The 10,866-nt window shown below is 68.8% G+C and carries 8 protein-coding genes and 1 pseudogene; 1 reads left to right on the forward strand and 8 read right to left on the reverse strand.

Annotated elements, in window-relative coordinates; genetic code table 11:
• Window positions 1-169: 169 nt before the first annotated feature.
• The 7 genes and pseudogenes from AC31A1_RS36525 to AC31A1_RS36555 form a co-directional block, all read right to left on the reverse strand.
• The gene (locus AC31A1_RS36525; protein ID WP_489657424.1) at window positions 170-541 is read right to left on the reverse strand and encodes a trypsin-like serine peptidase; all 372 of its coding nucleotides are present in this window, start codon (window positions 539-541) and stop codon (window positions 170-172) included.
• The gene (locus tag AC31A1_RS36530) at window positions 510-968 is read right to left on the reverse strand and encodes a hypothetical protein (RefSeq protein WP_489657425.1); all 459 of its coding nucleotides are present in this window, start codon (window positions 966-968) and stop codon (window positions 510-512) included. The genes AC31A1_RS36525 and AC31A1_RS36530 overlap by 32 nt, the downstream gene beginning before the upstream one ends.
• A 23-nt stretch (window positions 969-991) precedes the next feature.
• Window positions 992-1,426, reverse strand: a complete 435-nt coding sequence (locus tag AC31A1_RS36535) for a hypothetical protein (RefSeq protein ID WP_489657426.1) — start codon at window positions 1,424-1,426, stop codon at window positions 992-994.
• 46 nt (window positions 1,427-1,472) lie between these two features.
• Window positions 1,473-2,177, reverse strand: coding sequence for a DUF4232 domain-containing protein (locus AC31A1_RS36540; protein WP_489657427.1), 705 nt, complete (start codon window positions 2,175-2,177; stop codon window positions 1,473-1,475).
• Window positions 2,178-2,416: 239 nt separating this feature from the next.
• Window positions 2,417-3,304: a glycoside hydrolase family 19 protein gene (locus tag AC31A1_RS36545; protein WP_393757580.1), complete on the reverse strand. Its 888-nt coding sequence runs from the start codon at window positions 3,302-3,304 to the stop codon at window positions 2,417-2,419.
• Between the two features lie 229 nt (window positions 3,305-3,533).
• Window positions 3,534-6,171 (reverse strand): annotated as a pseudogene (locus AC31A1_RS36550) (penicillin acylase family protein).
• Window positions 6,113-6,454 (reverse strand): hypothetical protein, encoded by a 342-nt coding sequence (locus AC31A1_RS36555; protein WP_489657428.1) that lies wholly within the window; start codon window positions 6,452-6,454, stop codon window positions 6,113-6,115. Before AC31A1_RS36555 ends, AC31A1_RS36550 begins: the two are co-directional and overlap by 59 nt.
• 579 nt (window positions 6,455-7,033) lie before the next feature.
• Here AC31A1_RS36555 and AC31A1_RS36560 point away from each other — a divergent pair.
• Entirely contained in the window at window positions 7,034-7,285 is a 252-nt protein-coding gene (locus tag AC31A1_RS36560; RefSeq protein WP_033279549.1) for a Smr/MutS family protein, read from the forward strand.
• Between the two features lie 25 nt (window positions 7,286-7,310).
• Here the strand turns inward: AC31A1_RS36560 and AC31A1_RS36565 are convergent, their stop codons facing one another.
• Complete coding sequence (locus AC31A1_RS36565) at window positions 7,311-10,643, reverse strand: lectin (protein WP_489657429.1); 3,333 nt, start codon at window positions 10,641-10,643, stop codon at window positions 7,311-7,313.
• Between the last annotated feature and the right edge of the window lie 223 nt (window positions 10,644-10,866).

The raw sequence follows: 10,866 nt of genomic DNA on the forward strand, positions 1-10,866 counted from the left end.
CCACCGCAAGCTGGTCCTACCGCCAGGGGAACGGGAAGTGTCGGGGCCGGCAGTGTTGGTCAACCCCACGCCTGTCATGGCAAGGCATCCGGCATCGAACCTCCCCTGGCGGTGTTGGCGCAGGGCTGCCCCTGTCGGCGGGGGCAGCCCTCCTCAACGGGCGCGGGGATCAGCCCCGTTCGGCCCGCCCGTACATCGTCTTGGCCGTGGCACCGAGGATCTCGCCGTACATCTTGGTCGGCGTGAAGCCGTCCAGCCCGCTGTTGACCGAGACGAGGGTGCCCTTCCCGGTGGCCTCCTTGAAGTCGGCCAGCCACGGCCCGCCGCTGGAGCCGCCGGTCATGTCGCAGGGGATCACCTGCTGGCCGTTCTCCTTCTTCGCCGTGCCCACACAGCGCAGGAGTTCCTCGCCGAGCTGCGGATGGGTGGCGGGGTAGCCGAAGGAGGAGATCTTCCCGCCGATGGCCCGGTTGAACGCGACAGGCGTTCCGCCGACGACGTCCGTGAGCCTACGACCGCTCTTGTCTGCGTCGACGACCATCGCGGCCACGTCGTTCGTGCCCTCCTCGGCGAAGGTGCGCGGCGTCAGGACGGTACGCACCGCGAAGGCACCGTACGGCTGCCGTGCACCAGGTGTCGGCCCCCGCGGCGTTGACCATGAACATCCGCCCCACGGTCTTCAGCTGTGGACCGGTCCACGTCTTGGTCTTCGGCCCGGTCGGGCCCAGGTCCACCGACTTTCCTACGGCCTTGATCCGCGCCGGGCTCCAGTAGGCGAGGGCGTCCTCGCGTTCCTGGGCGGTGAACGAGAAGGAGGACACCGGGTCGGGGGCAGCGGTGGCGCGGCCGGCGCCGGAGACGGCCGTGGCCGAGACGGGGACGGCGAGCGAGAGGGCCGTACCGGCAACGGCGAGCGCCGTGACGCGGCGACTCCGGCGCCGGTCCGCCGGAGGGGAGCTGTCGAACATGGGGGGATGTCTCCTCGACTGGTTCAAGTGGTTCGAATGGGTCCGGCTACGCGCAATCCACGAGAGGTGAATCCGGTATCCAAGAGAGGTGAATCCGGTGATTCGGGTTGCGTCGCCGGGGGCGCGGCCGTCTCACGGAGGAATGCGAGGAACTCCCCCACCGTGCAGCTCCAGAGCCGGCGTTCCACCGACGCGCTGTGCCGACGGGCGAGTTCGCGGTCGTCGCCGTAGGTGAACCTGACGACGACCGGGCCTTCGCACGCGCGGATCTCGATGGCGCTCGGCTGCACCTCGTCGGCGGACCGCAGGCCGACTGCGATGCCGATGATCTCCCAGACCAGCACGCCCGCTCTCTTGAACGCGCCGTCGGACGAGGTGTGCCACACCACCTCGAAGTGCTCGTGTGCGGGCGCCCCGGGATCGGGCCGCCGGTGCACGTTGTTCGATGTACTGGGCACACCTGCGTCCTCTCTGTGCGGCAGGGAACTTCGCTGCACGGACTGCCTAGTTGAGGGCGTCCTGGGGGTCGGTCAGCCAGTAGGTGGTGGTCAGGGAGCTGTCGATGTAGACGCCCTTGCCGGGCAGTGCGACCTTGACGCCCGAGCCCACGAAGTCGAGCGCGCGGTTCTGGAAGATCACCGAGAGCGTCTTCGCGGTGTAGCCGCCGGTGCCGCTGCCGTCGGCGGCGGAGAGGCGGAGGCCCGCGTAGCCCGACTGTCCGGGGCGGAGCGTGGTGACCGCCTGCGGCTGCGAGTCCTCGTCGACCGGGGGCACGGCCTGCGCGTTCGTGAACCGCACGGCCGGATAGCCGTACAGATAGCAGGTCTTGGAGCCGGTGTTCTTGACGGTCAGCAGCATGTGGTTCAGCGGACGCGTCACGGTCTGCGCGGTGACCTTGGTGTTGGCGCCGGTGCAGGTGACGATGCTGGAGGTCGACCCCTTGGACCCGGTGGACCCCTTGGCGGTGGTGCTGCTGCGGCCCGACTTCGAGGTCACGGCCGCGTCCGTACCGGAGGCCGCGGCCTTGGTGTCCCCGGCGTCCGCCTGGGGCGTCGCGGTCGAGGAGATGCCGTTGTCGGCGGCGACGGTCGGGGTGCTCTTGGCCCCCGTGTCCTGGCCCGTTCCACAGGCGGTCAGTGCGAGCGAGGCGGCAGCGGCGATGGTCGCGGTGAGGAGTGCCGTACGGCGGCGGAAAACGGTGTCGGACATGATCAGGTTCCCCCTGAGTGCGGTGCCGGAAGGCGAGCCACCGGGTTTCGTGGTGGGGCTCGCTGCGAACAACCGCAGCTTGCGCGACGATCCGTCCCAGCCGCCAGAACAGTCGGGGGAAACGGGAAGCTGGAACACTCACACAGGTCTTGACCTGCGGGAACGTACCGCCCCTGGAACGCGTGGGCGGGACGGGCACCGGCCGTTGGAACGGTCCAGCCGGTGCCCGTACCGCACGATCAGCAGTAGAGGTTGGCCCCGGTGCTGGTCCCGAGGATCGAGGTGAACCGCGTGTAGGCGTCCACGCGGCTCTGCACCTGGGCGGGGCTCTTGCCGTCGCACTCGATCGAGCCGTTGATGCTGCGGATGGTCTGGCCGAAGCCGGCGCCGTTGACCATCGCGTTGTGCGGGGTCATGGAGCCGGGACCGCTCTGGGTGTTCCAGTACCAGAGCGCGGTCTTCCAGGCCACGGCCGAGTCGTTCTGCACCAGCCAGGGATTGCCCAGCAGGTCGATGCCGAGCGCGTCGCCCGCCGCCTTGTAGTTGAAGTTCCAGCTGATCTGCAGCGGACCGCGCCCGTAGTAGGCGGCCTGACCGGCCGGGCAGCCGTACGACTGGCTCCAGTCGCAGTACGTCGGGTAGTTGGCGGTGTTCTGCTCGACGATGTACACCAGCCCGCCCGTCTCATGGCTGACGTTGGCGAGGAAGGCGGCGGCCTCCTGCTTCTTCGTGGTGTCGCTGCCGGTGTTCGCGAAACCCGGGTAGGCGCTGAGGGCGGCGGTGAGACCGCTGTACGTGTAGAAGGAGTTCCGGCTCGGGAACATCTGGTTGAACTGGGCCTCGCTCACCACGAAGTTGCCCACGGGCGTGCCGGAGCCGTCGCAGGCGTACGGCTCCCAGTACCAGGTGCTGATGACCGGGTCGTAGCCTGGGTTGTCGTGCTCGGCGATGTACGCCTTGCCGTCGGTGTACCGGACGATCTGGCCGGTGACGTACGACTGGCCGGCCACCCAGTTCGGATAGCTGGAACAGGAGGCGGCGGACGCGCCGGCGGCGGGAAGGACCACGGGCGTAAGGCTACCGAGGACGAGTGCGGTCAGTACTGCGGCGATGCGGCGTCTCGACACAGGGTTCAACTCCTCTGTGGAGCACGGCCGTACCCCGCCAAGGGCAGGGCGAAGCGGAGCCTTGGTGCGCACGGGCCGGTTGGACCGGTCCCGGCGTGGGGGGGCGGCCGTGGTGGGGGATGACGCCCCTCACTGAACCGTATTGGTATGTACCAGTCAAGGGTATAGACCAGTCAACCCCACACCGGGGCCGCCGAGTTACGACCGGCCCGCGCTACGTCGACGCCTGTCACCTGCGCAGAGTCGTCACCTCCAGACCCGGGTCGCCGGAGATCTCCGCCCGGGTGAACCGTTCGGTGACCCATTGCTTGCGCGAGAAGAGGCGGGTCTGGTCCGAGAAGTGGGGCGATGTCGGGTTCGCCGACTGGCCGTAGGTGAGGAGGGTGTGGGCGCGCGGCCCGTCGGGGGTCAGTTCGACGGTCATCAGGAAGCTGCTGCCGAAGGCGCCGGCGGTCGGGGTGCCGGTGCCCGAGTCGGGGCCCGCCTCCACGACGTCGAAACAGCCGGCGTCGCAGCCGGGCAGCGGGATGCCGTCCCACTTCTGTACGGCGCCGAGTTCGACGTCGACCGGGAGGTCACGGGCCGCGAAGTCCTGGACGGCGTCGGCCAGGGCACGTTGGACGCGCGGGTCCTCGCCGTTGAATCCCCTTGGTGTGGTGAGGGGTTGGGCGGGGTCGTAGGGGACGCGGCGCCAGGTGTCGGGCGGACCGCCGTCGAGGAGACGGTTGTAGAACGTGCTCCAGAGCACGATGCAACGTGCTCCAGAGCACGATGCCCCTGCTGGTGGTGTCGGCGCGGGTGTCCCAGCGGGCGAGAGTCGTGCACGCCTGCCGTACGTCGACCGCCGTACCGTCCGTGGCCGTCAGGCTCGGGTGGGCGCGGCACATGTCGACAATGTCGTCGCGGCCCGTCTCGGCCGACAGGACGCGGTTGCCGAGCATCGAGTCGCGCAGGGTGCTTTCGGTGAAGCCCGGTACGCCCAACCCGTCGGTACCGTCCCGGCGTTGGGCGATCATGCGGAGTCCGAGCTGGGCCCGTCCGTCGAGGTGGGGGTCGGTGTCGTACACGCCCGGGAGGCCGGTGATCTGCGCCTCCGGATTGACGTACTGGGGGCCGTTGTTGGAGTTGGCGACGTAGTCGGTGCGGCTCAACTTCGGCTGGTGCGAAGGGCCGTAGATGCCGGGCACGAGCGCGTCGGGGTCACTCCCCCAGGCACACGCCGACGTCGAACCGTCCAGGGCGGTCGGCCCCTCGTCGTCCGGGCGGGTGCAGTGCGCGAGTTGGGCGTCGGTGAGGTGCGGGACGGCCGAGGAGTCGGTGAAATACGTGCCGCCGCTGGTGTCGGCCGCGAGGGTGTAGGTCCAGGGAATGCCCTGGAACTCGTCCTGGGCGGCGCGGAGTTGGCCGAGATTGCGTGCCTTGCCCATCGCCAGCCACGTGTTCATGGAGCGCAGGTTGCCGGCGTTGGCGTCACGGATCGCGTAGGCGGTCGTCGAGGTCCAGCCGGACGAGAGGACGGGCCCGAAGTGCGAGGAGTACAGGGTCCGTTGGACGGTCGAGAGGTCGCCGTTCACGTCGCGGACGGTGACCGGAACCGTACGGCGTTCCATCGCCACGGTCCTGCCGTCGAGCACGTAGCTGGTCGGGTCGCCGGGTGCGAGTTTGAGCGCGTAGAGGGAAGCGTGCTGGGCGTCGGTCGCGGTGTGCGTCCAGGCAAGGGTGCTGTTGTGGCCGATCTCGACCAGGGGTGTGCCGTAGAGGCCTGCGCCGGCGACGTCCAGGGTGCCGGGGATCGTCAACTGCACTTGGTAGAAACGGAAGTAGCCGACCGCCCAGGGAAGGTGGGGGTTGGCGAGGACCATGGCGTTGCCGGTGCGGGTGGCGTCACGGCCCAGGGCCCAGCCGTTGCTGCCGATGTCGGGAGCGGTGGCGGTGGCGGTGGCGGTGGCAAGGGTCGCGGCTGTCGCGCTGGAAGCCGCCGTGTTCTTGCCGTCGGCGGTCGTCGTCGGAGGCTTCGCGTCGCCGATGTCCGGGACCAACGGCACTGTCGCGGTCACCCTGTTGACGTCGTAGACGACGTTCCACAGGTCGAGTGCGGTGATCGGCCGTACCCAGGGCTTGCCCTTGCACGTCGGGTCCGGCAGGTGGTCGACGCCGGTGTCGCGGAGATAGCGGTTGTACCCGGCGGCGTATCCCTCGACCATCCGGCGCAGTTCCGCCGTCGGGCCCAACGGGGCCTTTTGGGCAAGCAGTTGACGGACGGTGCCCGCGCGCAGCTGTCCGCCGTAGTACGTGTCGTTCGCGAGGTTGGAGCCGCCCACCTCGCCCTCGCCGGGCTCTCCGTCGGGCCCGAAGAACCGGGACCGCTCACCCCTCAACGTCACCACGTGGTCGGCGAGTTCACACACGTTGTCCTGCGCGAACGCGTACCCGTATCCGTACCCGAGCCCGTCGAAGTCCTGGGCCAGGATGTGCGGGACGCCGTACTCGGTCCGGCTGATCCGGACCGGGTGACCGCCCTCGGCCACCGTCTCGCCGCCCCGCCCCGTCACGGCGGACGAGGACGCGGGCAGCAGCACGACAGCGGCCGAGGTGAGACACAGGACGGCCGCGACGGCCGCCAACCGACCCGCTAAGGACCATCTATGACGCTCAGTCAGTTCTCCGGGTTCTCCCATGGCCGCCACCTTGCAGGCAGGACCGAGCGAGCGCCATCGGGCCTCCGGCGGATATCGGGGCGGCCTGTCAGTCTGGGGATGTACGCCTTGGGGCACTGTCGTCCGTCCGGCGTCGTCTGTCGCCTGTCGTCTACTGCTTGTAGATCTGCCGCAGCGTGGCGATGGCCATGGCGAACTGGCCGGACTCATTGGGGTGCGCGGCCCCGGTGTCGGCAGCGGGGGTGAGCGACTCGACCCATCGTTCCTCGCGGGGCCGGCACATGACGACGATCACCTTGGCGTGCGGACTGCGTCGCCCGATGTCGGCGAGCACATCGTGGACGCGCTCCTCCATGGTGGCGATACGGTCGGCCAGTACGTCCTTGCCGTCCGCCATGAAGTACTGCTTGCAGGGGGTGCCTTCCCGGTCCGTCGCGGTGACGCGGGCGCAGGTGGCGAGCACGCTGCTGAAGCCGATGTCGTTGCCGCCCATGGTCAGGGTGACGAGCCTCGTGCGGGGAGTGAGCGCGTCGGCCTGGGAGCCTTACTGCCCCTGGGATTCCAGTAGTTGTTCTTGGTGGCGCCGCTGCACGTGACGTCGTCGAACGTCTGGTTCCGCCCCACCGACGTGGCGAACTCGGAGATCAGACTGGGGTAGCTGCCGGTCGTACGGTCGCACCCCTTGTCCTTCACCCCGGCCAGTCCGGCCCGGAGGCGTAGGAGTCACCGAGCGCCACATAGGCGGGCCCGTCGGTGGAGGTGGCCGCCGTACTCCGAGCCGCCGCGGTCGGCGCGCCTGTGTCTGCCTGCCCGGGGAACGGTTCGATCCGAAATTCGGTCCGAAGGGGGACACAACGCCTCTTCAAGCTAGGGGACTTGGACAGGCGTCGGCCGGTGCCACGAAGAGCTGACGCTCTCTCGATGTGATCGAGCCCAGGGTCGGGGCGGGGCGCGGTCCTCGCGCTACGGGACGACCGAGACGTAGAACCAGAGACAAAGAACGCCCCACACCTCCGCCCCCCGGGAGCTGCCTCGCATACGCTGCGTCCGTACGACGATCCCCTCGGAGGCGATGGCACTGATCACCCTGGATCTGCACCCCTACTTCCGCAGCGATCGCGACATCGACACGGCCCTGCGGCAGACCCTCTTCAAGGCTGCCGCGACTGGTGTCGACACCATCCAGATCATTCCGGGCAAGGGGACCGGGCAGCTGAAGAAGCGGGTGCTGGCCGTGCTGGCGCAGAAGCACATCAAGAAGCTCTACGCCCGCGTGGAACAGGACCCGACCAACGCGGGCCGGATCCTGGTCCACCTTCGCTGACTAACTCTTGGCTATTGGCAAGTTGCTACTGGCCAAAGCCGTACGAGAACAAGTGATCCGTTCCGGTCGAGCCCGTCACCGGCAGCGTTATCGACGCGACCTGCTTGGACGGGTCCAGCGGGACCTTCGCGGCGAAGACGTAGGTCTTCACGCTGTCCCGGCCTCCGCTCCCGGTGTTCCGGTAGGCCGTCGTAGCGGCTGTCGTGTCACCCGGAAGCGGCTTGCTGGAACCGCCGTTGAGGGTCCAGTCCGGGAAGGCGACCGTCCCCTGCGAGGTGGTGCCGTCGGTGTAGGTGACGGTCACCGCGCCCGAGACACCGCTGCCGTCGGTCGGCGCGTTGGTCGCCGTACCGAGCAGCCCCAGCGACGCACCCGACGTACCGGCCGGCATCGAGATGGTCTGGCCGGCCATCTCCAGGTTGTCCAGCTGACCCGAAGTCACCGTCGGCCAGGTGTAGTTGATGCCGTCGACCGTGAGGGGCGAGCCGCTCGTGACGCCGGCGGCCGCCAGCGCGTTCTGCGAGAAGGCCCAACCGCCGCCGTCGAAACCGCCCGAGAAGGTCGCGCCGTCGGGATAGATCCCCTCGTTCGTGTTGTACGGCCACAGCGCACCGGCCTTGGCCACGGCCACCCGGAGGGTCGCCCCGGCCAGCGCCGCACCGGAGTTGTGGTCGGTCAGCGCGAACGTGACCGGGAACAGGCCCTCGTCCGCGCCCGCCGTCACCTTGACCTTCGCCTCGGCACTACCCGCGGCGGGCACCGTCAGCGAACCGGACGCCGGGGCCGGCGTGACGCCGGAAGGCGCCGTCGCCTTCCAGTCGACCGTGACGGCCGCGCTGCCGAGGTTGGTCAGGTCGAGCGTGCCGTCACCGGCCGAACCCGGCGGGAGCACCAGGCCGTTGGCGGGACCGGTCGCGGCCAGCACCCGGCCGCCGCCCGTGGTGTCCGACGGCGGGGCCGCCGAAGGGGCGGACGCCCAGGCCGTGTTGGGCTGCGTGCCGAGGGTGAAGTCGAGCGTGCCCGCGCCCTGGAACTTCTGGTACGTCAGCCATGGAGCGTTCCAAGCCTGCCCCTTGAGGGCGAGCGACTGCACGTACGGCGCGTCGGGCGCGGCCTGCGGCGCGTTGATCCGCACCGCCTTTCCGCTGCCGAAGGTCACCTTGGCGGACGGGAACGCCGGACTGCCGAGCGCCAGGGTGTCCGTGCCCGGGGTCTCCGGGTACATGCCGAGTTCGGACCAGACGTACCAGGAACTCATCGCGCCGAGGTCGTCGTTGCCGAACGAGCCGACCGGGGCGTTGAAGTACAGCTTCTGCTGGGCTTCACGGACGGCCGCCTGCGTCTTCCAGGGCTGGCCGGTGTAGTCGTACTCCCAGGGGATCTCGACGCTGGGCTCGTTGCTGAGGTCGGCGTCGGTGTTGCCGGGGGCGGTGATGTCGTCGAGCAGGCTGTCCAGGTAGGACGAGTACGCCTTGGTGCCGCCGCGGGCCTGGATGAGCTGTTGCAGGTTGAAGGGGACCATCGGCGTGTACTGCGCGGAGGTGCCCTCGACGAAGCCGTTGGAGGTGCCGGGGGTGAAACCGCCCGCGAACTGGCCGTCCTTGTTCTTGGCCTGCATGTAACCGGTCTGCGGGTTGAAGACGTTCATCCAGTCCTGGGCTCGGGTGGCGAACTTCTCGTAGACCGACGTCCTGCCCAGCGACTTGGCGAAGGAGGCGAGGGCGTAGTCGGCGGAGTCGTACTCCAACTGCGTGGAGACCGGTCCATAGAAGTTGCAGCAGTTGTAGTCGTTCTCGTCGAGCGGGAGGTAGCCCTTCGCGTCCCGGACCGACTCGCCGGGGCGGTCGTTGTTCGGGACGGTGGCCTCGTGCTGCAGAGCGGCGAGTGCTTTGTCGGTGTCGAAGCCCGTCGCACCGAAGGCGTACGCGTCGGCGATGATGCCGGCGGCCGGGTCACCGACCATGACGTAGCTCTCGCCGTTGTTCGAGGCCCACTTGGGCAACAGACCTGTCTGGTCGTAGCCGTTGAGCATCGAGGTGACGACGTCGGCGGTGACCTTGGGTTCTACCAGCGCCATCAGCTGGGTCTGGGAGCGATAGGTGTCCCAGCCCGAGTAGTTGGCGTACTGCGCCTTCTGTCCCTTGGCCAGTTTGTGGACCTGATTGTCCATGCCCATGTACTGGCCGTCGTCGTCCGAGAAGACGTTCGGGTGCAGCAGCGCGTGGTAGAGCGCGGTGTAGAACTGCGTCTGCTGGTCGGCCGACCCGCCGCCCACCTGGATCTTGTTCAGTACGGCGTTCCAGGCGTCGTGGTTGGACCGTTCCACGGCGCCGACGTTCCAGTTCTTGATCTCGGTGGCGAGGTTGTTCGCCGCGCCCGCGTCACTCGTGTACGAGACGCCGACCTTCGCGCTGATGGTGGGGTGGGCGGTGGTGTCGAAGGTGAGGTACATGCCGTTCGCGCCGGTCGTGGGCGGCTGGGCGGCCTTGGCCTTGGCTTGTGGACCGGTCCCGTGGATCGTGGGGGCGGGCTTCGCCGGGACGGTGAAGTGCTTCTCCTTCAGCGGCGCCGACTCGGTTGCCTGCGGGGTGAGTTGGGCCTTGCCGGCCTTCAGCGACTTCGCGTCGGGGTTGATCGTGCTGCCGACCCAAGTGCCGCTCGCGGTGAACGGCTGGTCGAACTTGATGTCGAAGTGCAGCGTGTACCTGTTGCTCGCGCCGCAGAAGTGACCGCTGTCGATCGCGCCGCTGATCTCCTTGTCGCTGACCACCTGGACGCGGGTCCCGTCGACCTGCGTGGCGCCGCCGCTCAACTTGAAGAGCAGGTTGGCCTGTTGACCCGTGGGGAAGGTGAAGGTGCCGAGACCGGCGCGGGTGGTGTCGGTCAGCTCGGTCTTGACGCCGTTCGCGTCGGTGACGTTGTAGCTCCCGATGCCGGCCTGCTCGTCGGCGTGGCTGAAACCGACGGACGTACTGCCGAGGTCGCCCGACAGCGAACCGGTCACGGGCAGGATCGGCAGATCGCCGGCGACGGGACAGCCGGGTCCCGAGACGTGGGTGAGGCTGAAGCCGGAGAGCTTGGTGTCGTTGTACTCGTAGCCGCCGCCGTCAGGGCGGTTGGGCGTCGTGTCGGGACCCCACTGCACCATGCCGGCCGGCATGTCCGGGCCGGGGAAGGTGTCCACCGCACCGGAGGTGCCGATGAGGGGGTTGACGAGGGACGCGGGGTCGGTCACGAGGGCGGGCGTCGCGGCGCTCGCGGCCTGGGCGCTGCCGATCGCCGTGAGCGGAAGGGCGGCCAGGCCCAACACGCAGACCACGGCGAGGCGTTGACGGAATCTGTTGCGGTCACGTGGCACGGCTGAACGTCGGGGTCTCACCATCGGTCGCCTCCGCAGCGGTTCGTGCTTCGCAGATCAGGTGGCGGCGCACCGGAGAACACCGGCACGCCGGCGACAGGCAACAGTTCCTGGTCGCTCCCACGGCCTGACAACGTTGCCATGCACGAGTGTCGAGTGAAACGCGCGTGGTGATGGTGTGTCAACGAGGCGAGCGGGAGTTTCTGGGAGGGGAGTTGTCGGG

It is taken from the genome of Streptomyces sp. P5F9 (assembly GCF_057961495.1).

Coding starts and splice junctions, on each gene's coding strand:
- AC31A1_RS36555 (WP_489657428.1), bottom strand. CDS start 6,454: ATGGGCGGCAACGACATCGGCTTCAGCAGCGTGCTCGCCACCTGCGCC.
- AC31A1_RS36525 (WP_489657424.1), bottom strand. CDS start 541: ATGGTCGTCGACGCAGACAAGAGCGGTCGTAGGCTCACGGACGTCGTC.
- AC31A1_RS36540 (WP_489657427.1), bottom strand. CDS start 2,177: ATGTCCGACACCGTTTTCCGCCGCCGTACGGCACTCCTCACCGCGACC.
- AC31A1_RS36560 (WP_033279549.1), top strand. CDS start 7,034: ATGGCACTGATCACCCTGGATCTGCACCCCTACTTCCGCAGCGATCGC.
- AC31A1_RS36530 (WP_489657425.1), bottom strand. CDS start 968: ATGTTCGACAGCTCCCCTCCGGCGGACCGGCGCCGGAGTCGCCGCGTC.